At 68.4% G+C, this 22,799-nt stretch carries 17 protein-coding genes; 8 read left to right on the forward strand and 9 right to left on the reverse strand.

All coding sequences use genetic code 11. From position 1 onward, the window contains the following. Nucleotides 1-56: 56 nt before the first annotated feature. Both H4N64_RS09935 and H4N64_RS09940 read right to left on the reverse strand, forming a co-directional pair. Entirely contained in the window at nucleotides 57-254 is a 198-nt protein-coding gene (locus tag H4N64_RS09935) for a DUF4236 domain-containing protein (RefSeq protein ID WP_186281836.1), read from the reverse strand. Between the two features lie 38 nt (nucleotides 255-292). Continuing rightward, nucleotides 293-991, reverse strand: a complete 699-nt coding sequence (locus tag H4N64_RS09940) for a hypothetical protein (RefSeq protein ID WP_186281837.1) — start codon at nucleotides 989-991, stop codon at nucleotides 293-295. A gap of 207 nt (nucleotides 992-1,198) precedes the next feature. Here H4N64_RS09940 and acnA point away from each other — a divergent pair, with 207 nt between their 5' ends. The 3 genes from acnA (at nucleotide 1,199) to H4N64_RS09955 (ending at nucleotide 6,289) form a co-directional block, all read left to right on the forward strand. Further along, nucleotides 1,199-3,913 carry an aconitate hydratase AcnA gene (gene acnA, locus H4N64_RS09945; RefSeq protein WP_186281838.1) on the forward strand — a complete coding sequence of 905 codons (2,715 nt, stop codon included), beginning with the start codon at nucleotides 1,199-1,201 and terminating at the stop codon, nucleotides 3,911-3,913. A 145-nt stretch (nucleotides 3,914-4,058) separates the two neighbouring features. After that, nucleotides 4,059-4,784: a response regulator transcription factor gene (locus H4N64_RS09950; RefSeq protein WP_186281839.1), complete on the forward strand. Its 726-nt coding sequence runs from the start codon at nucleotides 4,059-4,061 to the stop codon at nucleotides 4,782-4,784. Next, nucleotides 4,781-6,289, forward strand: a complete 1,509-nt coding sequence (locus tag H4N64_RS09955) for a sensor histidine kinase (RefSeq protein ID WP_186281840.1) — start codon at nucleotides 4,781-4,783, stop codon at nucleotides 6,287-6,289. Before H4N64_RS09950 ends, H4N64_RS09955 begins: the two co-directional genes overlap by 4 nt. Nucleotides 6,290-6,360: 71 nt before the next feature. Here H4N64_RS09955 and H4N64_RS09960 read toward each other — a convergent pair whose 3' ends face one another. Further along, a complete protein-coding gene (locus H4N64_RS09960; RefSeq protein WP_186281841.1) occupies nucleotides 6,361-6,975 on the reverse strand; it encodes a Uma2 family endonuclease in 615 nt (204 codons plus the stop codon). Between the two features lie 263 nt (nucleotides 6,976-7,238). Here H4N64_RS09960 and H4N64_RS09965 point away from each other — a divergent pair, with 263 nt between their 5' ends. Together H4N64_RS09965 and H4N64_RS09970 are read left to right on the forward strand one after the other, a co-directional pair. Further along, nucleotides 7,239-8,336: a lytic polysaccharide monooxygenase auxiliary activity family 9 protein gene (locus H4N64_RS09965; protein WP_186281842.1), complete on the forward strand. Its 1,098-nt coding sequence runs from the start codon at nucleotides 7,239-7,241 to the stop codon at nucleotides 8,334-8,336. A 147-nt stretch (nucleotides 8,337-8,483) separates the two neighbouring features. After that, nucleotides 8,484-8,987 (forward strand): Beta-galactosidase C-terminal domain, encoded by a 504-nt coding sequence (locus H4N64_RS09970; protein ID WP_186281843.1) that lies wholly within the window; start codon nucleotides 8,484-8,486, stop codon nucleotides 8,985-8,987. On the opposite strand, the gene H4N64_RS09975 is transcribed toward H4N64_RS09970, so the two are convergent. The 6 genes from H4N64_RS09975 to tnpA all read right to left on the reverse strand — a co-directional run bounded on the left by H4N64_RS09975 (nucleotide 8,936) and on the right by tnpA (nucleotide 19,192). Further along, the gene (locus tag H4N64_RS09975; protein ID WP_186282001.1) at nucleotides 8,936-10,141 is read right to left on the reverse strand and encodes a vWA domain-containing protein; all 1,206 of its coding nucleotides are present in this window, start codon (nucleotides 10,139-10,141) and stop codon (nucleotides 8,936-8,938) included. The genes H4N64_RS09970 and H4N64_RS09975 overlap by 52 nt on opposite strands. Before the next feature lie 131 nt (nucleotides 10,142-10,272). After that, nucleotides 10,273-11,505 carry an AAA family ATPase gene (locus tag H4N64_RS09980; RefSeq protein ID WP_186281844.1) on the reverse strand — a complete coding sequence of 411 codons (1,233 nt, stop codon included), beginning with the start codon at nucleotides 11,503-11,505 and terminating at the stop codon, nucleotides 10,273-10,275. A gap of 73 nt (nucleotides 11,506-11,578) precedes the next feature. After that, nucleotides 11,579-12,961: a hypothetical protein gene (locus H4N64_RS09985; protein WP_186281845.1), complete on the reverse strand. Its 1,383-nt coding sequence runs from the start codon at nucleotides 12,959-12,961 to the stop codon at nucleotides 11,579-11,581. Nucleotides 12,962-13,269: 308 nt separating this feature from the next. Continuing rightward, complete coding sequence (locus tag H4N64_RS09990) at nucleotides 13,270-17,055, reverse strand: GH92 family glycosyl hydrolase (protein ID WP_186281846.1); 3,786 nt, start codon at nucleotides 17,053-17,055, stop codon at nucleotides 13,270-13,272. A gap of 500 nt (nucleotides 17,056-17,555) precedes the next feature. Further along, nucleotides 17,556-18,761 carry an RNA-guided endonuclease InsQ/TnpB family protein gene (locus H4N64_RS09995; RefSeq protein WP_186281847.1) on the reverse strand — a complete coding sequence of 402 codons (1,206 nt, stop codon included), beginning with the start codon at nucleotides 18,759-18,761 and terminating at the stop codon, nucleotides 17,556-17,558. Continuing rightward, nucleotides 18,758-19,192, reverse strand: a complete 435-nt coding sequence (gene tnpA / locus H4N64_RS10000; RefSeq protein ID WP_418896255.1) for an IS200/IS605 family transposase — start codon at nucleotides 19,190-19,192, stop codon at nucleotides 18,758-18,760. The genes H4N64_RS09995 and tnpA overlap by 4 nt, the downstream gene beginning before the upstream one ends. 144 nt (nucleotides 19,193-19,336) lie before the next feature. Here tnpA and ngcE point away from each other — a divergent pair, with 144 nt between their 5' ends. From ngcE to H4N64_RS10015, 3 genes are read left to right on the forward strand one after another with little or no spacing between them, the layout of a single operon-like run. Continuing rightward, the gene (gene ngcE / locus H4N64_RS10005; protein ID WP_186281848.1) at nucleotides 19,337-20,788 is read left to right on the forward strand and encodes an N-acetylglucosamine/diacetylchitobiose ABC transporter substrate-binding protein; all 1,452 of its coding nucleotides are present in this window, start codon (nucleotides 19,337-19,339) and stop codon (nucleotides 20,786-20,788) included. Between the two features lie 58 nt (nucleotides 20,789-20,846). Beyond that, entirely contained in the window at nucleotides 20,847-21,773 is a 927-nt protein-coding gene (locus H4N64_RS10010; RefSeq protein WP_186281849.1) for a carbohydrate ABC transporter permease, read from the forward strand. Nucleotides 21,774-21,777: 4 nt separating this feature from the next. Further along, nucleotides 21,778-22,695 carry a carbohydrate ABC transporter permease gene (locus tag H4N64_RS10015; protein ID WP_186281850.1) on the forward strand — a complete coding sequence of 306 codons (918 nt, stop codon included), beginning with the start codon at nucleotides 21,778-21,780 and terminating at the stop codon, nucleotides 22,693-22,695. Nucleotides 22,696-22,799: the final 104 nt, after the last annotated feature.

Raw genomic sequence — 22,799 nt, forward strand, 5'->3', positions numbered from 1 at the left:
GGCTATCTCAGATATGAGATGGCGCCTCCCGGGGGGTCCATTCGGGTGACGGGGTGTCAACGCCGCCTGGCGGTACGGGTTCGACGCCACCCGAAAGGTCCGGGCAAATCCACCGATGTCGTACGACGTCCGGTGCTGCTGTGCGTGCGCCGCGGCCCGTGCCTGCCACCGGTGGTGAGGGACCAGGAGCGCCGGTTGATGTTCAGCCGAACCCCGGGCAGGATTCGGAAACTCTTGCGAAAAGTGAGGGGCATGGGTGCCTCCCGTAGCAGGTCGTCCGGTTACCTTTCGGCTACCCCGACCTGGCGAACTGATGGCAGAACTCCACCGGTTCGTCGAAGGTGACGGCGGCTATGGGGGCGCCGGTGACGACGTACGAGTGCCGTGACACCCTGCCGTCCTCCGTCCGCAACTCCAACAGTCCTGATTCCGGGCACCGCCAGGTCAGCCGCGTGATGCACTCGCCGAGGGCGTTCGTCAGATTGGTCCACCCCTGGCCGTTGGCGCGCAACTCGAACTCCGAGCACTCCATCACGCCGTAGTCGAAGGGGATGCTGCTCCAGTACCCGATGAGCGCCTCGTCCAGGCCGGTGCGCGGATCGGTGGCGTCCTCCTCCGCGATCCGGCGCTGGGTGGCGATCTCGGGCCCGCCCAGGTCCACCACGCGGGTGCCGTGCAGGGCGACGCCCAGATCGCGGAACTCGACGCCGACGTAGGGGATGCCGTCCCGGGTGACCGGGTGGATGTGGACGGCGCGCACGTCGAGTCCCTCGGGGAAGCCCTCGTAGTGCGCGCACACCGCGTGCCGGAGTGCGGTGAACAGGTCGGGGAGGTGGGTGGCCGTCCAGACGGCGCGTGCCAGGTCGGCGTCGGTCAGCAGGGGGCAGCGCAGCGGGGCGCGCCCGGGACGCAGACGCGTCCATGTGGTCGACGGCAGCGGTACCCATTTTGTCCAGCCGCCCGCATGCCGGTGGAAATCGCCTCGCTTCATGGTTGAAGAAGAACATCACAGGGAGGCCGGGCATGACCATCCCGGCCCCATGTACTAGAGTTATCTCGACATCGAGATATCTGCCGAGGCGTACCGCAGCCGCCATCTAGTAAGGGTTACCTAACTTAGCCTGACCTTAGCGGATCGGCCAAGTCGTCATGGCGGCAGGATGCGGTGGGAACGCGCACATCAAAGAAGGAGACTGTCGTGTCGGCGAACAGCTTCGACGCCCGCAGCACGCTGCAGGTGGGCGACGAGTCGTACGAGATCTTCCGGCTGGACAAGGTGGAAGGCTCGGCCCGCCTTCCGTACAGCCTCAAGGTCCTGCTGGAGAACCTGCTCCGCACGGAGGACGGCGCGAACATCACCGCCGACCACATCCGCGCCCTCGGCAACTGGGACTCCCAGGCCCAGCCGTCCCAGGAGATCCAGTTCACGCCCGCCCGCGTGATCATGCAGGACTTCACCGGTGTTCCGTGTGTCGTGGACCTCGCCACCATGCGTGAGGCCGTCAAGGAGCTCGGCGGCGACCCGGCGAAGATCAACCCGCTGGCCCCGGCCGAGCTGGTCATCGACCACTCCGTCATCGCCGACAAGTTCGGTACGCCGGACGCCTTCGGCCAGAACGTCGAGCTGGAGTACGGCCGCAACAAGGAGCGCTACCAGTTCCTGCGCTGGGGCCAGACCGCCTTCGACGAGTTCAAGGTCGTCCCGCCCGGCACCGGCATCGTCCACCAGGTGAACATCGAGCACCTCGCTCGTACCGTCATGGTCCGTAACGGCCAGGCCTACCCCGACACCCTGGTCGGCACCGACTCGCACACCACCATGGTCAACGGCCTCGGCGTGCTCGGCTGGGGCGTCGGCGGTATCGAGGCCGAGGCCGCGATGCTCGGCCAGCCGGTCTCGATGCTCATCCCGCGTGTCGTCGGCTTCAAGCTGACCGGTGAGCTCACCCCCGGCACCACCGCCACCGACCTGGTGCTGACCATCACCGAGATGCTCCGCAAGCACGGCGTGGTCGGCAAGTTCGTCGAGTTCTACGGCGAGGGCGTGGCCGCCACCTCGCTCGCCAACCGCGCCACCATCGGCAACATGTCCCCGGAGTTCGGCTCCACCGCCGCGATCTTCCCGATCGACGACGAGACCCTGAACTACCTCAAGCTCACCGGCCGCTCCGAGCAGCAGGTCGCGCTCGTCGAGGCGTACGCCAAGCAGCAGGGCCTGTGGCTGGACCCGAAGGCCGAGCCGGACTTCTCCGAGAAGCTGGAGCTGGACCTCTCCACGGTCGTCCCCTCCATCGCCGGTCCGAAGCGCCCGCAGGACCGTATCGTCCTGGCCAACGCCGCCCAGCAGTTCACGCAGGACGTCCGCAACTACGTCGAGGACGACGACGAGGCGGGCAAGGAGTCCTTCCCGGCGTCCGACGCGCCCGCCGAGCACAACGGCGTCCCGACCCGCCCGACCCTGGTCACCGCCCCCGACGGCTCGACGTACGAGATCGACCACGGCGCCGTGACGGTCGCCGCGATCACCTCCTGCACCAACACCTCCAACCCGTACGTCATGGTCGCCGCCGCGCTGGTGGCCAAGAAGGCCGTGGAGAAGGGCCTGACCCGCAAGCCGTGGGTCAAGACCACCCTCGCCCCGGGTTCGAAGGTCGTCACCGACTACTTCGACAAGGCGGGCCTGACCCCGTACCTCGACAAGGTCGGCTTCAACCTGGTCGGTTACGGCTGCACCACCTGCATCGGCAACTCCGGCCCGCTGCCGGAGGAGGTCTCCAAGGCCGTCAACGACCACGACCTCGCGGTGACCTCGGTCCTCTCCGGCAACCGGAACTTCGAGGGCCGTATCAACCCCGACGTCAAGATGAACTACCTGGCCTCCCCGCCGCTGGTCGTCGCGTACGCCCTCGCGGGTTCCATGAAGGTGGACATCACCAAGGACGCCCTGGGCATCGACCAGGACGGCAACCCGGTCTACCTGACGGACATCTGGCCGACCGAGGCCGAGGTCAACGACGTCGTGGCCAACGCCATCGGCGAGGACATGTTCAACAAGTCCTACTCCGACGTCTTCGCGGGCGACGCCCAGTGGCAGGCGCTGCCGATCCCGACCGGCAACACCTTCGAGTGGGACCCGCAGTCGACCTACGTCCGCAAGCCCCCGTACTTCGAGGGCATGGGCATGGACCCGGAGCCGGTCTCCGACATCTCCGGCGCCCGTGTCCTGGCCAAGCTGGGCGACTCGGTCACTACCGACCACATCTCCCCGGCCGGCGCCATCAAGGCCGACACCCCGGCCGGCAAGTACCTCACCGAGCACGGTGTGGAGCGTCGTGACTTCAACTCCTACGGCTCCCGCCGAGGCAACCACGAGGTCATGATCCGCGGCACGTTCGCCAACATCCGCCTGCGCAACCAGATCGCGCCGGGCACCGAGGGCGGCTACACCCGTGACTTCACCGTCGAGGGCGCGCCGGTGTCGTTCATCTACGACGCCTCCCGCAACTACATCGAGCAGGGCATCCCGCTGGTCGTCCTGGCCGGCAAGGAGTACGGCTCCGGCTCGTCCCGCGACTGGGCCGCCAAGGGCACCGCGCTGCTCGGCGTGAAGGCCGTCATCGCCGAGTCCTACGAGCGCATCCACCGCTCGAACCTCATCGGCATGGGCGTCCTGCCGCTGCAGTTCCCGGAGGGCGCCTCGGCCGAGTCCCTCGGTCTGACCGGCGAGGAGACCTTCTCCTTCACCGGTGTCGAGGAGCTCAACAACGGCACCACCCCGCGCACGGTCAAGGTCACCACCGACACGGGCGTCGAGTTCGACGCGGTCGTCCGCATCGACACCCCTGGTGAGGCCGACTACTACCGCAACGGCGGCATCATGCAGTACGTGCTGCGCAGCCTGATCCGCAAGTAAGCGGTACGGCACGGCGGTTGAGGGCCGCATCCCCGTCGACGGGGGTGCGGCCCTTCGCCGATTCCGGAGCCGGACCCTCCCAGGTCATCACCCACCCTCAGGTGAAACACAGGATTCCCTCAGCGGGCGGGGACAGGATCGAGACATGTCTGGCATCTGGGGGTCCCGCACCGGCCGGGTCCGTGTGCTCATCGTCGACGACGAGCCCGGACTCACCGAGCTGTTGTCCGTCGCGGTCACCGAGGCGGGCTGGCAGCCCTACCCCGCGCTGGACGGGCACAGCGCGCTCGGGCTGGCCCGCGCCTGCGCCCCGCACGCCGTGGTGCTCGACGGCATGCTGCCCGACCTCGACGGCCTCCAGGTGCTCAGGAGGCTGCTCGCGGAACAGCCCGACCTGCCCGTGCTGATGCTCACCGCCCGCGACGCGCTCGAACACCGCCTGGACGGCCTCGAAGCCGGCGCCGACGACTACGTCACCAAACCCTTCTCCCTGGAGGAGGTCGTCCTCAGGCTGCGCGGACTCCTGCGCCGCGCCGGAGGCGAACACGCCCGCTCCGAGGACTCCGTACGCGTCCTCGGCGACCTGGTGTTGACCCGGGAGACCCGCGAGGTGCATCGGGCCGGCACGCCCGTCCGGCTCACCGCCAAGGAGTTCGAGCTGCTCGGCCTGTTCCTCGACCACCCCCGCCAGGTGCTGAGCAAGGCCCAGATCCTCGACCGCGTGTGGAGCGGCTCCTTCGACGGCGGCGGCAACCTCGTGGAGGTCTATGTCTCCAGCCTGCGCCACAAGATCGACAAGGGCCGGGCGCCGATGATCCACACCGTGCGAGGGCTCGGCTATGCCATCAGGTCAGGGGAGGACGGCAGATGACCCGCCGCCCGCGCGCCCGCTCCATCCGCGCCCGCCTGCTGCTCTTCATCAGCGCCACCCTCGTCGTCGTGTGCACCGCGATGGCCCTGACCACGGCCCTTGTGCAACGGGCGGCCCTGCTCGGCAACCTCGACGGCCGGGTCACCGACGCCGCCGAACGCAGCCTCGGCGGAGCCCGGCTCCACCCGGAGCTCACCGACGACCTCGGCTTCCTCAACGAGAACGGCCACCCCGCGGGACTGCTCGCCGCCCGCCTCGACGAGGACGGCGACATCCTCTCCGCGGCCGTCGTCAGCCAGGACGCCGCCCCCAAGGACCTGACCGCCGCCCAGCGAACCGCCCTTGAGGGCATTACGGCCAACGGCTCCCGGCACACCCGGACCGTCCCCAGGCTCGGCACCTACCGGATCGCCGTGCTCGACAGCGACGGGGTGCGGGTACTCACCGGGCTGCCGATGGAGGACGTCCAGCGGATGATCGGCGGCATGGTCGTCGCCGGGGCCGCCGTCGCCGCCGCCGGTCTGGTCGTCGCGGGCTGCGCCTGCGCGGTGGTGATACGGCGTCAACTGCGCCCGCTCGGACGGGTCGCCGCGACGGCCGTCGAGGTCTCCCGCGCCCCGCTGAACCGCGGCGAGGTCACCGCCCTCATCCGGGTCCCCGAGCGCGACACCGACCCCGGCAGCGAGGCCGGCCAGGTGGGCGCCGCCCTCAACCGCATGATCGAGCACATCGAGTCCTCGCTCACCGAACGCCGCCGCACCGAGGAACGCATGCGCCGCTTCCTCGCCGACGCCAGCCACGAACTGCGCACCCCGCTCGCCTCCATCGCCGGCTACGCCGAGCTGATGAACCGCGGCACGGACCGGATCGAGCCGGTACTGGCCTGGCGCCGCGTCCTGGCCGAGTCCGGCCGGATGACGGGCCTGGTCGAGGATCTCCTGCTGCTGGCCCGCCTGGACGAGGGGCGTCCGCTGCAGTCCGCCGAGGTGGATCTCGCGGCACTGGTCGCCGAGGCGGTGTGGGATGCGCGGGCCGCGGGCGACGGGCACGACTGGCAGCTCGGCCTGCACATCGACACTCCGGCGCTGGTCATGGGTGACGAGGCCAGACTCCACCAGGTGGTCGCCAACCTCCTGGCCAACGCGCGCGTGCACACCCCCGCGGGCACCAGGGTCGTCGCCACGGTGGAGACACACGGCGCCGACTGCGCCGTACGCGTCACCGACGACGGCCCCGGCATCCCGCCCGCCCTCCTCCCCACGGTCTTCGAACGCTTCACCCGGGCCGACGCCTCCCGCACCCGCGCCCCCGGCCTGGGCGGCGGCTCCGGCCTCGGCCTCGCCATCGTCGCGGCGATCACGACGGCCCACGGCGGCCGGATCGACGTACAGAGCGAGCCGGGGCGAACGGAGTTCACGGTACGGCTGCCGCTCGCGGGGGCGGTTCCTCCGCAGCCGGTGTGCGCAGGGTCCGAAGCGGCGACAGGAAGGTCGCAGGGGAGCTGAGCGTCTCCTCGGCGAGCCGAGCCCGAGACGGCAGCCGCGCTCCAACCTCCCAGCAGGAACATGGAGGGCGGTCAGAAGCCGAGGAGGGCGTCGAGGTCGATCTCTACGTGGAAAGGCAGCTCGGTGATGAGCTTGTCCTGGTGCACCGGGTGCATGGGCGCGGGGATGTACGAGCGAGTGTCAGCGTTGAGCCAGTACTCGTGCACCGTGAGTTTCCGGTCGTGGTCGAGTTCGACGCGCCAATAGCACGGGACCTTGGTCGCGGCGAAAAGCGCGGGCTTGCGCACCCGGTCGTCCTGGCGGGAGCCGGGGGAGACGACTTCCACGACGAGGGCGAGCTTTTCCACCGGGATGCACTCGGCTTCGAAGAGGTTCAGATTCCGAGGGTCATAGACGATCACACCGGGCTTGGGGGTGTTCTGGTCGTCCACCATCACGCACTGCTCGTTCAGTACCCGATAGGGCGAAACGCGTGCAGCCTTGAGCGCGTCGGCGATGCCGTCTCGCACTTCGTTGTGCCACAAATTGGTCTGCCCTCGAACCACGATCCACCCGTCCACGAGTTCCCAGTCGAAGGGCAGCTCCAAGTGCTTGACCTGGTCGAAGGTCCAGCCGTCGGCCGGGGGGAACATCCAGGTGTCCTCGGTGGCCGGTCCCTGCTGGGGTGTGGTCATCACTGCTCCCATGGCCGCCAGTCTGGACGCCTACACGCGGCGTGATCGTACGTACGAAGGTACCGCCACCCGAACCGGCGATGCCACGGCACACGCTTGACCCCCGTGCGCCCCCCGTTTACAACCGCCCCCCACAGCGCTACTTTCCGATTCAAGTGAGGTGGGAGCGCTCCCATACTCGGTGGACCGGAACCCGCCCCAGGGTCGCTCCCACCCCACGCATCCGCACACACGCATCCGCATGGCCCGTACCTGAAGGAACGGACTCTTCTGTCATGATCCTGACAACAGCGAATTCGGCACCCGACAGACCCCCACGCCGATTAGCGCTCACCCTCCGCACCAAGGCCCTCTTCCTCGTCCTGGTCTCGCTGCTCGCCACGATTCCGGCCCTCGCGCTCGTGATGTCGGCCGGCGGTGCGGCGGAGGCCCACGGCACGCCCATGAAGCCCGGTAGCCGTACCTTCCTGTGCTGGCAGGACGGGCTGACCGACACCGGTGAGATCAAGCCGGTCAACCCGGCCTGCAAGGCGGCACAGCAGGTGAGCGGGACGACCCCGTTCTACAACTGGTTCTCCGTGCTCCGCTCGGACGGTGCCGGCCGCACCCGCGGCTTCGTGCCGGACGGCGAGCTGTGCAGCGGCGGCAACACCAACTTCACCGGCTTCAACGCCCCACGCAACGACTGGCCGCTCACCCATCTCACCTCGGGTGCGACCGTCGACTTCTCCTACAACGCCTGGGCCGCGCACCCGGGTTGGTTCTACGTCTACATCACCAAGGACGGCTTCGACCCGACCCAGACCCTCACCTGGGACGACATGGAGGAGCAGCCCTTCCTGAGCGTGGACCACCCGCCGCTCAACGGCTCCCCGGGCACGGTCGAGGCCAACTACTCCTGGACCGGGCAGCTTCCGGCGAACAAGTCGGGCCGCCACATCATCTACATGGTCTGGCAGCGCTCGGACAGCGCCGAGACCTTCTACTCCTGCTCCGACATCGTCTTCGACGGCGGCAACGGCGAGGTGACGGGCATCAAGGAGCCCGGCGACCCGACGGACCCGGTCCCCGGCGAGTGCACCGCCACCCGCCGCACCACGGGCAGTTGGAACGGCGGCTACCAGTCCGAGGTGACCGTCACCAACTCCGGCGACGTCCCGATGCTCGGCTGGATGGTCGACTGGACGCTCCCGAGCGGCCAGAAGATCGACAGCCTGTGGAACGGCACGCCGACGTACAACGGCCAGGCGGTGATGGTCCACAACGCCAACTGGAACGGCTCGCTCGATCCCGGCGAGAGCACGACGTTCGGCTACGTCGTCACCGGCAGTGGAGGTGATACGGCGACCACCCTGCCTTGCCGGGTCGGTTGACCGAGCCCCTTCGGGCGGTCCCGGTGGGCGCAGCGCCGTTGTCACCGGGACCGTGCCGTTCCCCGCCATTCCCTGCGGGGAATTGTCGGTCGTGGCGGCTCATCGCAGGATCTCCTCCGAAGCGCCGCCGTCGGCAAGGAGACACAGATGACCGAGATCGACCCGCAGGATCTGGTCCGCGACTACATCGCCCAGTGGAACACGGCGGACACCGCCGAACGCCGTGCCGCCATCGAGCGGCTCTGGTCCGAGGACGGCACCCACTGCTACGCGGGCACCCCGGCCGTCACCCGGCACCACTACGGCGAGGGTGAGGCCTGGTACGTGGCGACCGCCCTCGACCAGCCCGGCGTGGACCGTGTGATCCGCCGGATCCTCGACCGCCACGACCTGCTCGGCCCGTACGCCGACCTCCCCGACGTGGAGACCGCGACCCGAGTCGCCCCCGACGGCACACGTCTCCTCTTCGTCCTCAACCATGCTGTCGAAGCCGCCCAGTTGACCGCACCGGCCGCCGCCACCGACCTGCTGACCGGCAAACGGATCGAGGAACACGACCCGTTCACCCTCGACCCGCTCGGCGTGGCGGTCCTGCGACTTCAGCCGATGGTGACGACACGTGCCCAGGACGGCGGGGTGCCCGGCACGTAGTCCGGGTTGTTCTCGTTCACGGCACGGGCCGGACGCGGGAAGAGCCCCACGACGGTGCGGCAGGGCGGCTGCGCGGAGGGCCACGGTGTCTGACCGTCCGTCAGGGCGACGATCACGTCCGGGCGGGGCCGGGAGCGGAGTGCCAGGGCGAAACCGGAGCGCAGATCCGTACCCCCGCCGCCGATCAGCTCGATGTCCTCGGCGAGGCAGATGGGCCCGGCGATCCCGGCCGCCGCGTCGCAGGAGATCACCGAGACCAGGTCGCGCCGCCCGCCCACCGCCCGTGCGATCGCCGCCACCTCCAGCAATGCGCTGCCCAGCTCGGCGTCGCTCACCGACCCGGAGGTGTCGATCACGACGCAGACCCGCGGCGGGGTACGGCGCAGGCTCGGCAGCAGCACCCCGGGGACGGCGGCCGAGCGCCGGGACGGACGCCGGTAGCTGTGGTTCTCGCCCGCCCCCGGCGCACCCGCCGCGGAGCGTATCGCCGCGCCCAGCAACTGCCGCCACGGCTGCGGGGGATGGAACGCCTCGTCCGCCCATCGGCGCCACCCCTCCGGAGCGTCGCCCGGCCGGCCCTTGATCCCCTCGGCGACCCGGAAACGCACCGCGTCCCGCTGCTGCCTGCTCAAACCATGCGCCCCGTCGGGTGCCAGCTCCCACGGCCGCTCCTGCCCGTCGGCACCGCTTCCGCAGTCCAGCCAGGCCAGGTCGGCGGCGAGCCCGGACAGCGACGCCCTGCGCAGGTACTCCTCCATCAGCAGCCCGTCGGGCAGCTGCAACAGAGACGGCAGCACCGCTCCGGCGGGCCGGGGCAGACCGTCGCCGTAGATGTCGTCGTTGATCTCGAAGTCGGCGGCGATGTTGCGCCGTAGCCGCTCGCCGGGCCCGTACTCCTCGTTCTCCCGCGCATAGCGCTCGCCCCGCGCGTGGTGGTCCCGGAGCAGATGGGAGACCTCGTGCACCCAGACGCCCGCCAGCTCCTCCACCGGGGTGCGCGCCACGAAGCCGGGGGAGACGTAGCAGCGCCAGTGTGCGTCGACGGCCATCGTCGGCACCGAAGGGTCCTCCACCACCTGGAGCGCGAAGAGCGCGACGGCCAGATAGGGGCGGACCTCGACCGCGTGCAGCCGGGCGGCCAACAACTTCTCCATGTCCAGCGGGAGTCCGGGCGGGTTGTCCGGCCGACCGGGACCGACCGGCGCGGCCGGGACGTTCACCCGCACCGGACGCGGCGGGGGAGGCGGGGCCATCGGGCGCGGCAGTGGGCGACGCACGGTCCCGGTCATCGGCGTACCTCCGGGGTTCGTGCGGCCTTCACCGACCGGTCCGCGCGCTCGGACAGACCGACGATCGCGGCCAGCCGCTCCACCGCCTCCGGCACCTCCCAGTCGTCGCGCCGCACGGCAGCCAGTGCCTTGGCCGGGGCGACCAGCAGGTCCGGGGCGCCGGTCTCCAGGGCGTGGACCAGCACCGCCCAGCCCGCCTCCCAGCGCTCCCGTTCCGGCCGTGCCCCGACGGCGGCCACCACCGCCTCCAGCGCGGCCTGACGCAGATCGCCCCGCTCCGGCAGCTCGGCGGAGGCGGGATCGGCCAGGAGCGACTCCGGGTCAGGCAGGTCCATCCGGTCCAGATGAGCGAGGAGTTCGAGGCCCGGTCCGTCTCCCACCGCGCCGCGCACGAGCAGCGCCAGTACCTCCCGGGAGACGGAGGCGGCCGTGCCGAAGGCCAGCAGGGTCAGCGCGGCCTCCCAGCTCCGGGGCGAGGGCCAGGCCCCGCCGCGCCGTGTCTCGGTGCTCGGCAGCCGGTGGATCAGCGTCGGCCGGGCCTTCAGGAACCCGCAGACCGCGCGCCGGGCGAAGGACACGGCCTCCGGCAGCCGCTCCGGGGCCAGGTGTGGCAGCTCGGCCCGGGGCCAGACCCCGCCGAGACCGCGCACCACCACGTCCTTGTCGTGCACCCAGTACAGGTGCACGAACCGGTTGGCCAGCGGCGGGCTCAGTTCCCACCCGTCCGCCGCCGACGCGCGCGGATTGGCGGCGGCCACGATCCGTACCCCGGGCGGCAGTTGCAGGGCACCTACCCTCCGTTCCAGCACGACCCGGAGCAGCGCGGCCTGGACGGCCGGGGTGGCGGTGGAGAGTTCGTCCAGGAAGAGCAGTCCCCGCCCGGCTCGTACGAGTTCCACGGCCCACTGCGGTGGCGCCATCGGCACGCCCCGCACCGCAGGGTCGTCGCCCACGATGGGCAGTCCGGAGAAGTCGGTCGGCTCGTGGACGCTGGCGATCACGGTGGTCAGCGGCAGGTCGAGGGAGTCGGCGAGTTGGGTCAGGGCCGCGGTCTTGCCGATGCCGGGCTCGCCCCAGAGCAGCACCGGCAGATCTGCCGCGACGGCCAGGGTGAGCGCTTCGAGCTGCTCGTCGGGGCGCGGTTCGGTGGTGGTCGTCCGCAGGAGTGCCAGGAGGCCGTCGGCGAGGGCGAGTTGGGGATCGGCGGGCAGAAGCGTGCTGGAAGTCATGGGCATCACCAGGTGGGGTGTAGAGAACGGGACAGCCGCGAGGGCCGAAGACGAAGGGGACGAGGCCGTCCGGTCAGGCGGCCATGCCGGTACGGGGCCGGGCCCGGTTGACGCGCTTGCTGCGCCACATGAGGGGCGTACGTCGGTCGAGGCGGGGGCGCTGCGCGTCGACCCCGCCACCGGCGGCGGGGTGCACGGCGACAAGACCCGAGCGGAAGAGCCCGTGCTCGATACGGCGCGCCGCCGCCGACTGCAGTTCCTCCCGGAGCGGCCCGTCGCGCAGCATCGCACCGGGACCGAGCAGCCCTTCGACCACGGCCAGCGCCCCGGCGACATCACCGTGGCCGAGCCGCTCCCGGACCGCGGGCAGCGCCTCCGGGCTGCGGTGCACCGCGTCGATGGCCCGCAGACAGGGCAGCGGCGGCCCGCCGAGCGCCACCAGCAGTTCCTCCCGGCGCAGTTCGGCCGGGTCATGGTCGACCGCCGTCAGCACTCCGTCCCGCAGCGCGATCCGATGGATCTCGCCCCGGCATTCCACCCGGTGCGGATCGCCGGGTTCGGGAACCGGGCAGGTCACCGGTGCCGAGCCGTACTCCGCCAGTGCGGCGGCGATGAGCGGATGCAGCCGGTCGGCCGAGACCAGCCCGGCCCGCAGCAGTTCCAGATCCGGAAGGGTTCGGGCCGCCGCCTCCGGCAGTACCGGAAGCGCCGCGGCCTCCTGCGGCGGCAGCGCCTCGCGCAGCGACCGGAACGTCGGGGCATGGCTGTCGTCGGGGGCGACGAGTTCGAGCACGGCACGGCTGCGCGCACCGAGTCGCACGGTGAAGGCCCCCCGAGGACGGCCCTCCGCCCGCAGGAGCAACTCCGCCTCGGCGGCCCAACGATCCTTTGCCCAAGCGGAGTTGTGTTCACCGGGCGGTGCCCCGCCCGCATCGCATCGTCGCGCCAGTTCCCCGCTCCGCCCGGAGTCCCAGAGGTGTCGGTGCAGGTCGAGCCGGAAACGCCGTTCGGGATACGGGTGCGGATGGTGCCCGGGGTCGCTGTCGCCGGACTCCTCCCACAGGGACAGTGCCATGCGCTGTCCGGCGTCCGCCCAGGCCGGCGGCGTACGCACCACCAGATGCAGCGAACCCGGGTAACGGGCCAGGGAGAGGGTGAGGCCGGGCCTCAGCCGCCCGTCGGGGGCGATCCGGGGCATGTGCCAGCGCAGCAGATCGGGCGCCAGCCGGCGCAGATCCGTACGGAGGCGGGTGACGAGGTCGGTGCCGTGGCGATTGCGCACGGCGCGCAGATCGAGATCGACGTCGATCCGGGCGGCGGCACAGGCCCCGGCCCAGTCGCCGGCCGCACGGCGGGCGGTCGCGGTCTCGATCATGGACAGTGGCACGGCGTACTCGCGCACGCGCTGCCACATCAACAGGCGGGTCGGAATCTCGTTCACGAAGTGATGCGCCATCAGCACTCACCTTGCGCGAACGAGTCCCCCAATCCGTACGAGGAGAAGTTCTTCATCGTCGGCATCATAAGCACCGCGATCACGATCTGTCAGTAGAGGGTCCGCCCCCGCTCGTCCCCCATCCCCGACTTGCGGAAGAAACGCAGGCCTCAGCCACCTCACCGTGCACCGTGTCCACCAGCGGACCCGATCCGTGGATCAGGGTCCGCCGGCCGCCGAGTGCCCGGAAGGCACCGGGCGGCAGCCAGGCCGGGTCGACACCCTCGGGCAGCACGGGCACGGGAAGCGGCATCAGACTCCAACTCTCCTCATCCGGCGAGGAGTTCGACCTCCGAAACGGTCGCCTCGCCGTCCAGCACCAGGCGGTACCTCTCGTAGTTACCCGGTGACCCCACCGAGAACGCCCGGGTCTGTCTGTCCCATGCGAAGGACTCACCGGTACGCCGGTCCAGGGTCGTCCACTCGGTCCCGTCCGACGAACCCTGCAGGGTCCAGCCGGTCGGCGCCTTCGTGCGGTCCGACGAGGTCAGCGTGTACTGGACGGCCTCGGCGGCATCCGGCACCGGCAGGTCCACGGAGGTCACGGTCGCCCGAGTGGCGGAGGTGTCGTCGAACAGGGCACCCTCACCCTTCAGCACGTCCGCCCGGGGCGTGGGCACCTTGTCGTCCTGGGTGATCGACACGGGCGCCGCGTTCTTGCCCGTGCCCCAGGACGAGGGCCGCGGGCCCATGTCGAACTCCAGGACCCCGCCCTTCGCGAGCAGCTTGTGCGGCAGCGAAGTCGACGTCCATGTCCTGCCGTTGACCTTCAGGCCCCGCACATAGACATTGCGGGCGCTGTTCCCCGGCGCCTTGACGACCAGGTCCTCACCGTTCTCCAGATGCACGGTCGCCTTGGTGAACAGCGGGGAGCCGACGGCGTATTCGCCGCTGCCCATCACCAGCGGGTAGAAGCCGAGCGCGGAGAACAGGAACCAGGCCGACTGCTCGCCGTTGTCCTCGTCGCCGTGGTAGCCCTGGCCGATCTCGCTGCCGGTGTAGAGGCGGGAGAGCACCTCGCGGACGTTCTTCTGCGCCTTCCACGGCTGCCCGGCCGCGTCGTACATGTAGACGGCGTGGTGGGCGACCTGGTTGGAGTGCCCGTACATGCCCATCCGCACGTCCCGTGCCTCGGTCATCTCATGGATGACACCGCCGTAGGAGCCGACGAAGTCGGGGGAGGCGGTCTCCGGGGTGGAGAAGTACTCGTCGAGCTTGTCGGCGAGCTTGCTCCGGCCGCCGTAGAGGTTGGCGAGACCGCGGGAGTCCTGCGGGGCGGTGAAGGCGTAGCCCCAACCGTTGGTCTCGGTGTAGTCGTAACCCCACACACGTGGGTCGTACTTCGACGACTCGACCCGCCAGTCGCCCTTGGCGTCACGGCCCTGGAAGAAACCGGCCTGGGAATCGAAGAGGTTCACATAGTCCTGGGCGCGGTTCAGGAAGTACTCGGACTCCTCCTTGTAGCGCTTCTCGCCGGTCTTCTTGTAGAGCTCCTGGCCCATCCGCCCGATGCCGTAGTCGTTGAGGTAGCCCTCCAGCGCCCAGGACAGGCCCTCGTGGGTGTCGGTGCTGGTGTAGCCGAGGAACGGCGAGGTCGCCATGCCCTTGCGGCCCACGCCAGAGGAGGGCGGCACGACGGTGGCGTTCTTCACGGCCGCGTCGTACGCCGACCTGGCGTCGAAGCCGACGCCCTTGACGTACGCGTCCGCGAAGGCGACGTCGGAGGAGGTGCCGGTCATCAGGTCCGCGTACCCCGGCGAGGACCAGCGCGAGGTCCAGCCGCCGTCCTTGTACTGCTGCACGAACCCGTCGACCATCTCGCCCGCCTGAGAGGGCGTCAGCAGTGAATACGCCGGCCAGGTGGTCCGGTAGGTGTCCCAGAAGCCGTTGTTGACGTACACCTTGCCGTCCACGATCTTCGCGCCGGTGTGCGTCGGGGTGTCCGGATTCGGCATCGGCGAGAAGGGAGAGGCGTACTGGTACTTCGAACCGACCTTCTCGAAGCCGGAGTTGGGGTACAGGTACAGCCGGTACAGGCTGGAGTACAGCGTGGTCAGCTGGTCCGGGGTCGCACCCTCGACCTCCACCTTGCCGAGGATGCGGTCCCACTGGCGCTGGGCGTGGTTCTTGACGGCGTCGAAGGAGGTGCCGTCCGGGATCTCCTGGCGCAGATTGGCCTTGGCCTGGTCGACGCTGATGAGGGAGGTCGCGATCCGAAGCGTGACGGTCCGATCGTCGGCCTTGAAGCGCAGATACCCCTTGACCCCGCTGGAGTCGCCCTCGGACACCGGCTTGTCGAACTCGCCGTACACGAAGAGCCGGGTGGCCCCCGTCGACAGCCCGGACTTCACGTCCGAGTACCCGGTGAAGGTCCCGCTGTCCTTGTCGAGGGTCAGGCCCGCCTGGTCGGTGACGTTGTCGAACAGCACGCTCGCGTCGTCGCCGGGGTAGGTGAAGCGCAGGACGGCCGCGTGGTCGGTCGGCGTCATCTCCGCCTTGAGCCCGTTCTCGAACCGCACCCCGTAGTAGTACGGCCGCGCCGTCTCGTTCTCGTGCCGGAAGGCCAGCTCACGGGCGTCCCGGCCGGTCTCCGGGGTGCCGGAGGCGGCGGACGGCATCACCTGGAAGGTCTGCCGGTCGCCCATCCAGGGGCTCGGCTCATGGCTGGCGCTGAACGCCTGGATCGTCGGCAGATTGTCCGCGTTGTTCGCGCGTGCGTAGTCGTACAGCCAGCTCAGCGAGCCCGCGTTGGTCACCGGCGTCCAGAAGTTGAAGCCGTGCGGCACGGCCGTCGCCGGGAAGTTGTTGCCGCGCGAGAAACCGCCGCTGGAGTTGGTGCCCCGGGTGGTCACCGCGTAGTCCGACAGATGGGCCTTGGGCCGTTCCCGCGGCACGTTCTTCAGCGCCACGTCGTCGATCCAGCCACGGAACTTCGCCGGGCCCTTGGGGGAGTCGTAGGCGAGAAGGATCCGGTCCACCGTCCTGCCCGCCGCGACCGACCCGATCCGCGAGACGACGTTGTTCCACTGGTTGACGTAGAGGACCTTGGAGGCCCCCTGCCCCTGCGGCGTCAGCGCGAACCCGTGCTGGTCGGTGGCCTTCAGGTCGCTGAGATACGTGCCGTCCGTGAAGGCGAGGTCCACGGAGACGTTCGTGGCGTCGTAGTCGAGATCGCCGTCGGCCATCGACGGGAAGATCCGGTACGACAGCCGGGTGTCCCGGCCGACCGCCACGTCCACGTCGAAGACCTTGTTGTACGAGTACGCCCGTCCGTCCGCCGTGTGCCGCCCCGCGTACCGCAGCGCCCGCTTGCCGGTGAAGCCGGCGCCCGCCTTCGCCGTCGGCGAGCCGCTCGGGCCCCTGTCGACCAGCGAGAGCATGTCCTGCGGCACCGGCCCTTCGCCGCCGCCCGTGGAGAACTGGACGTCGGCGAGCTGGAGTATGCCGGAGGCGCCGTTGTTCCTGGTGATCTCCAGACGGAAGTGCTGGTACTCGGCCGGCTCGGCGATGTCGTACGTCTTCGTCTGGAACCGCTCGGCGAAGCTCTCATCGGAGCGGGTGTCGAGGGTCGTCCAGTTCGTGCCGTCCGCGGAGCCCTTCAGAGTCCAGTCCCTTGGGTCGCGCTCGGCGAAGTCATTGGCCGAAGTGAGCGCGTATTTCGCCACTCTCACCGGTTTGTCCAGGTCGAACTCGACCCACCCGGTGGGCTGGAAGACCAGCCACTTGCTGCTCGGCTCACCGTCGACGAGGTTCTCCTTCACCTCGCCGGCACCGGAGTTCTCGCCGTTCGCCCGTACGTCCGTGACATGGTCGGTCACATTGCCCGGAATGCCGGAACTGTGCCCACCGTCCACGCCCGAGGACCGCTTCGAGCCGTCCGGCGCCTCATCAACCGTATTGAGCCAGTCCGGAGCGGGGTCGCCGCTCTCGAAGGAGGAGTCGAACTCCCGGTCGATGGTGGGGGCCTCGGGCAGGGCCACCGCCACGCCCGGTGAGCCCACCGCCAAAGCGAAGGCGGCCGTCCATGCGACCGCCGTGCCACGTCTGTGCCTCATGGGCAAGCACTCTCCCTGCGCTCTGGACAACGTTGTCAACTTGGTGCGCAAGGATTAGTTGTGGCTCAAGTCGCCTGTTGTGTCAAGGGCGTTGGCCGTGGCATTCGGGGGTGATGGCGGGGATTTTTCCGCCGGGCGGCGCACAGCCCGCTCATATTTCCGAGAGGTCTCAACTCGGAAAAGACCCATGGCCAACCTTGCATTCGATCTTGCTCAGCTGGCGGGAAGTGGACTATACCTGTCGGCGTCCGCGTAGTCGTTTGCCGATGGCGGGTGGTGTGGGCAACGGATGGTTTGCCGTGCCTGAACGCACCAACCACCGTGTTCTGTCTGATCCGGTCCCATCACGTACGAAGCAGTTCCCGCCCGACCTGTACGTCCTAGCTTGGCCGAACTGCGGTGCCGGAGAGGTTCCGGTTCACCGCCTGAGTCCTGAAGGCGAGGACTTGAGCGTGACTCCGCCCACTGCTGGAACAGCGAACTTCCTGTGCCGTCGCCGACTAGGCGGCGGCGCAGAGGGCCAGCCCGGCCCTGTTGAGGACGTTCAATGCGCCGACATGGTCCGCGTTGGCGGCGAAGCCGCATGCTCGGCACTCGAACTTCGCTTGGCTGGTGCGGTTCTCCTTGGCGACGTGCCCACACTCGGGGCAGGTGCGGGAGGTGTTGTGGGCGTCCACTGGGATCACGCGGCGACCGGCGCTCTCAGCCTTGTTCGCCAGGATTCCGAGGAACATCCCCCAACCCGCATCCAGGATGCTGCGGTTCAGACCGGCTTTGGCGGCGGCCCTGTTCGGAAGGAAGACACCGTTGCGATTGGGGTCGGGCTTGGGCGCCGGCGTCTTGGTCATGCCCGCCATGTTCAGTTTCTCGTGGCCGATCACGTCGTGCTTTCGCACGAGTGCGTTCGCCGTCTTGTGGTGATGGTCGAGTCGCTGCCGCCGGACCCTCGCATGCAACTTGGCGACCTTCCGAGCCGCAGCCCGGTGCTTCTTGGTCCGGCGTTTCGTGTGCTTGGGGAAGGTGTCCAAAAGTCGCTGTGCCTCCGCCAGCTCTTGGGCGGACTTCTCCAGAAAGCGTGGGTTGGCGACGTGAATGCCGCTCGAGTCGGTGAAGAAATGCACCGTGCCCATGTCGATGCCGACGATCGATCCTGTGGCTGGAAGCGGCTCGGCGGGCACGTCGTCACAGGCGAGGATCACGTACCAGCGACGGCCTTCACGCTTGACGCTCACCGTTTTCACCCGACCCAGTACAGGTCGGTGCTGATGGACCCGGACATGTCCGACGCCTTGCAGGCGTACACGAGTCTGCACGTCGTGTGGGGCGGAATCCCAGCGGCAGCCGTCGCCGTTCTTCGGGAACTCAACCGTATCGAAGTGTCCAACGCCCTTGAACCTTGGGTATCCGGCCTTCTCGCCTTTCTTGATACGACTGAAGAACGCGGCGAACGCTTTGTTCAGCCGGCGAAGTGTTGCCTGCTGGGAGGAGAACGACCAGCGCGCCTGGTCGGGATCGGAGGCGCGGATCTCCGAGAGCTGGGCCGATTGCTGCCCGTAGCTGATGCTCGTCTTCGACGGGTGCCGGTAGGCGTCGCGCCGTTCCTGGAGAGCGGCGTTGTACAGGGTGCAGTGCCCTCGGAGCATGTCCCGGAGCGCCTGTTCCTGACGCAGGGTGGGGCGGAGAAGGAATTTGTAGGCACGCCTCAAGGGATCGCCTCCTGGTCCTCCTTGAGGGGGCGTTCCCACTGCGTATCGATGTACTGCTGCACTGTCTTCGCCGAGACGGCGCCGACCGAGGCGGCGAAGTACGACGACGACCACAGTGTGGGCAAGCGGCTCTTGAGGTGCGGGAATTCTTCCCGTAGCACGCGGGAGGTGAGGCCTTTGAACTGGTTGGCCACATGTAAGGCCGACGCCTTCGGATCGTGCTTGACGAACAGATGGACATGGTCAGGCAACACATCGAGCGCCATGATTTGCCACCCCCGTTCGTCGGCCTTCTGCTCGATCAGTTCTCGAAGACGTTCCGCGACCCGGCCGTCGAGGACTGGTCTGCGGTACTTCGAGCACCACACCACATGCAGCCCGAGGTCGTACACGCCGCCAGAGAACCGGCGAGCCTTCTTGGGTGCAGACACGTGATCAATATACACATGCCGCAGGTCTACTGCGGGTCATCTCCGGGAACATTGCCGGAGTGATGTTGCGGCGCTTCGCACCGCACGGCCAGGATTCGATTCCACTGCCGGCCCAAGTCGGCGGTCTCCTTGAAAGCAGGTCTGATGGAATCCACTTCCGACGTCCGCAGCAGCTCAGAAGATGTAGGCCGCCGCGATGTGATCAAGCGCTCTGCCGCACTCGGCCTGATCTCCGTGCCGACGATGAGCTTCCTGTCCGCGTGCGCCAGCAGCGGGGGAGGCGACGAGGACAAGGCCGAAACGGGCAAGAAGACCGCGAAGAACCCGCTCGGCGTCAATGACACCGCGCAGATGGAATTCGTGCTGTTCGACGGCGGCTTCGGCAAGGAGTATGCCGAGGACGCCGTGAAGATCTACGAGACGAACTTCCCCAAGGCCAAGGTGAAATTCTCCGCGACGCAGAAGATCCAGTCCACGCTCCAGCCCCGCTTCAACCAGGGCACCCCGCCGGACCTCATCGACAACTCCGGTGCCGAGCAGATGGATATGGGCGTCCTCTCCAGCAAGAACCAGCTCGCCGACCTCACGCCGCTGCTGGACGCCCCGTCGTACGACGACCCGAACAAGAAGGTCCGCGACACGCTGCGCCCCGGCATCGTGGAGATGGGCCAGCTGGACGGCGACCCGGTCTGGATCATGTACTACGCCTACACGGTGTACGGCGTCTGGTACTCCCAGAAGGCCCTGGACTCGCTCGACGAGCAGTACCCCGAGACCTGGGACCAGATGCTCGCGGTCTGCGAGAAGGCCAAGAAGAAGGGCATAGCGGGCTGGACGTATGCGGGCAAATACCCGTACTACCTCCCCTTCTCGCTCTACCCGATGATCGGCAAGGTCGGCGGTGTCGAGGTCCTCGACGCCATCGACAACCTGGAGCCGAACGCCTGGAAGCACCCGGCGGTCAAGGCGTGCTTCGACGCCTATTACGAGCTCTATCAGAAGGGCTACGTCCTCAAGGGCACCCCGGGTCTGGACCACATCCAGTCGCAGACCGCATGGGCCCAGGGCAAGGCGCTGTTCATCCCGAACGGCTCCTGGGTGGAGAACGAGTCGGCGAATGTCATCCCGGACGACTTCGACCTCGCAGTCTCCGCTCCCACCGGCATCGACAGCTCCGACAAGCTGCCCTTCGGCACCATCTGGGCGTCCGGCGGTGAGCCGTTCATCGTCCCGGCCAAGGCGAAGAACGGCGCGGGCGGCATGGAGCAGCTGCGCATAATGCTGAGCGAGGCGTCCTCGAAAAACTTCACGTCCAAGGTCAAGTCGCTCACCGCCTACAACGGCGGCACCGACGGCATCACCCTCACCCCGGGCCTCAAGTCCGGGGTCGCCGCGCTGGAGAAGGCCGGCGAGAACGTCGTGAATCCACGTATGCAGGACTGGTATGTGCAACTGCAGAAGGAGCAGATTGGTGTGGCTGGCCTTGGCGAGATGATGGCCGGCCGGCTCACGCCGGCGGAGGCCATCAAGAAGATCCAGGACTTCGCCGACGCGACCGCCAAGGACTCGTCGATCAAGCACTACAAGCATCAGTAGGTCAGGTGAGGATCCGTCACCAGCGGCGGCACCCGCGCACAGAACGGGGTCGATAGCAATGCAGCACGGCAAGTACCGGTTCATCGTGGGGTTCCTGGCGGTACCCCTGGGGCTGTACACGCTTTTCGTCGTCTGGCCGTTCATCCAGTCCATCTACTACTCGTTCACGGACTGGACGGGGCTGAGCCCCGACTTCAAGATGGTCGGCTTCGACAACTACGAAAGGATGCTGGACGACGACATCTTCTGGAAGTCGTTGCAGCACAGCCTGTTGTTCGCGTTGCTGCTGCCGCTGGTGACGATCAGCCTGGCGCTGTTCTTCGCCTTCATGATCAACGTGGGCGGGCGGAAGAGGAGGGGCGGCCCGGTGATCACCGGTGTCCGCGGCTCCTCGTTCTACAAGATCGTCTATTTCTTCCCGCAGGTGCTGTCGATCGCGATCGTCGCCCTCTTGTTCGCCTTCGCATATAACCCGGACAGCGGCGCGATCAACTCGATCCTGCGCGGGATCGGCCTCGACAGCGTCCAGCCGCTCTGGCTCGGCGACCCGAACCTCGCGCTGTGGGCCGTGATGGCGGTGCTGGTGTGGTCCACGGTCGGCTTCTTCGTGGTCCTCTTCTCCGCGGGCATGGCCTCGATCCCGGCGGATCTGTACGAGGCCGCGCTGCTCGACGGCGCCAACCGGAGCACCACGTTCTTCCGGATCACGCTGCCGCTGCTCTGGGATACCGTGCAGTCCGGCTGGGTCTACATGGGCATTCTCGCCCTGGGCGCCGAGTCGTTCGCGGTCGTACAGATCATGACGACCGGGCCCGGCGGTCCCGACTACTCGACCACCGTCATGGTCCTTTACGTGTACCAGAAGGCGTTCCGTGACGGGCAGGCCGCCTACGCCACGACCATCGGCGTCGCCCTGCTCATCGTCACGCTGGCGTTCGCCGCCGTCGTGATGCGGCTGGGTCGGCGCGAGCGGCTGGAGTACTGACCAGATGAAGACGACCGAGACCTCCGCCCCGGCCGAGTCCGGTGTGCCCGTCGGCAAGACCGGTGATCCGGCCGGTGCGCCCTCCAAGGAGAAGAAGGAAGGCACCGTCCTCAACGTCTTCTCCCACGGCGTCCTGATCATCTGGGCGTTCATGGTGGTCATGCCGCTGCTGTGGGCAGTCATGACGTCCTTCAAGGACGACGCCTCCATCTTCAGCTCACCCTGGTCGCTGCCGGACAAGCTGCGCTTCGACAACTGGTCGCGGGCCTGGACCGAGGCCAACATGAGCGACTACTTCCTCAACACCGTCCTGGTGGTGGGGGGTTCGCTCATCGGTACGCTGGTGCTGGGCTCGATGGCGGCCTATGCGCTGGCCCGCTTCGACTTCCCGGGAAACCGGTTCATCTACTACCTGTTCATCGGCGGCATGAGCTTCCCGATCATGCTGGCGCTGGTTCCGCTGTTCTACGTCGTGAACAACATGGGCCTGCTGAACACGATCCACGGGCTGATCCTGGTCTACATCGCCTACTCGCTCCCGTTCACGGTCTTCTTCCTGACCGCTTTCTTCCGCACCCTGCCGACCTCGGTGGCGGAGGCGGCCTTCGTGGACGGGGCGTCGCACTCCAGGACGTTCTTCCAGATCATGCTGCCGATGGCCAAGCCTGGCCTGGTCAGCGTGGGCATCTTCAACTTCCTGGGCCAGTGGAACCAGTACATGCTGCCGACGGTCCTCAACACCGACCCGGACAAGCGCGTCCTCACCCAGGGCCTGGTCCAGCTCGCGGTCAGCCAGGGCTACAAGGGCGACTGGTCGGGCCTGTTCGCGGGCCTGGTGATGGCGATGCTGCCGGTGCTCGCCGCGTACATCGTCTTCCAGCGACAGGTGGTGCAGGGGCTGACGGCGGGCGCCCTGAAGTAACGCTCCGAAACCAGTTGTGAGCGCGCCGCCCCCGGTCCTCGGGGGTGGCGGCCCGGTGTGTGCAGATCCTCGGATCCGGTTCAACCTCTTGACGGGAGGCGACC

The sequence above is a fragment of the Streptomyces cupreus genome, assembly GCF_014257025.1.
Classification (GTDB): domain Bacteria; phylum Actinomycetota; class Actinomycetes; order Streptomycetales; family Streptomycetaceae; genus Streptomyces; species Streptomyces cupreus.

Bases quoted from the DNA above. Each gene is read 5' to 3' on its own strand.
- H4N64_RS09935 (WP_186281836.1), bottom strand. From the start codon at position 254: ATGCCCCTCACTTTTCGCAAGAGTTTCCGAATCCTGCCCGGGGTTCGG.
- H4N64_RS09940 (WP_186281837.1), bottom strand. From the start codon at position 991: ATGAAGCGAGGCGATTTCCACCGGCATGCGGGCGGCTGGACAAAATGG.
- H4N64_RS09950 (WP_186281839.1), top strand. From the start codon at position 4,059: ATGTCTGGCATCTGGGGGTCCCGCACCGGCCGGGTCCGTGTGCTCATC.
- H4N64_RS09955 (WP_186281840.1), top strand. From the start codon at position 4,781: ATGACCCGCCGCCCGCGCGCCCGCTCCATCCGCGCCCGCCTGCTGCTC.
- H4N64_RS09960 (WP_186281841.1), bottom strand. From the start codon at position 6,975: ATGGGAGCAGTGATGACCACACCCCAGCAGGGACCGGCCACCGAGGAC.
- H4N64_RS09965 (WP_186281842.1), top strand. From the start codon at position 7,239: ATGATCCTGACAACAGCGAATTCGGCACCCGACAGACCCCCACGCCGA.
- H4N64_RS09970 (WP_186281843.1), top strand. From the start codon at position 8,484: ATGACCGAGATCGACCCGCAGGATCTGGTCCGCGACTACATCGCCCAG.
- H4N64_RS09975 (WP_186282001.1), bottom strand. From the start codon at position 10,141: ATGGAGAAGTTGTTGGCCGCCCGGCTGCACGCGGTCGAGGTCCGCCCC.
- H4N64_RS09980 (WP_186281844.1), bottom strand. From the start codon at position 11,505: ATGACTTCCAGCACGCTTCTGCCCGCCGATCCCCAACTCGCCCTCGCC.
- H4N64_RS09985 (WP_186281845.1), bottom strand. From the start codon at position 12,961: ATGGCGCATCACTTCGTGAACGAGATTCCGACCCGCCTGTTGATGTGG.
- H4N64_RS09990 (WP_186281846.1), bottom strand. From the start codon at position 17,055: ATGAGGCACAGACGTGGCACGGCGGTCGCATGGACGGCCGCCTTCGCT.
- ngcE (WP_186281848.1), top strand. From the start codon at position 19,337: ATGGAATCCACTTCCGACGTCCGCAGCAGCTCAGAAGATGTAGGCCGC.
- H4N64_RS10010 (WP_186281849.1), top strand. From the start codon at position 20,847: ATGCAGCACGGCAAGTACCGGTTCATCGTGGGGTTCCTGGCGGTACCC.
- H4N64_RS10015 (WP_186281850.1), top strand. From the start codon at position 21,778: ATGAAGACGACCGAGACCTCCGCCCCGGCCGAGTCCGGTGTGCCCGTC.